Here is a 403-nt window from a genome sequence, read left to right as displayed (position 1 = left end):
GCCATCCCGACGACGTCACGGTCACCGTCGGGTCGCAGCAAGCGCTCGATCTGACGACGCGGATCTTCATCGATCCGGGCGACGTCATCTTGGCGGAGGCGCCGTCGTATGTCGGTGCGCTCAGCACGTTCCGCTCGTACCAGGCAGACGTCGTGCACATCGAGATGGACGATCATGGGCTGATACCTGAGCGCGTGCGCCAGGCGATCGCCGCAGTCGAGGCGAGTGGCCGCACGATCAAGTTTCTTTACACGATTCCGAACTACCACAACCCTGCCGGTGTGACGCTGCAGGCTGACCGTCGGCGGGAGATCCTCAGCATCTGCCAGGAGGCGGGTGTGTTGATCGTCGAGGACGATCCGTACGGCTTGCTCGGGTTCGACGGCGAGGTTCAACGCGCCAT

Annotated in this window: 1 pseudogene; it reads left to right on the top strand. The window is 63.5% G+C overall.

Annotation, left to right across the window (positions count from 1 at the left end):
* Positions 1–403, top strand: a pseudogene (locus ELR45_RS40460) (aminotransferase class I/II-fold pyridoxal phosphate-dependent enzyme); the annotation flags it as partial.

This window comes from Phytoactinopolyspora endophytica (assembly GCF_004138495.1).
GTDB lineage: Bacteria > Actinomycetota > Actinomycetes > Jiangellales > Jiangellaceae > Phytoactinopolyspora > Phytoactinopolyspora endophytica.
Note: the sequence above shows the minus strand (reverse complement) of the source record. Positions and strands in the feature narration are given on the sequence as shown.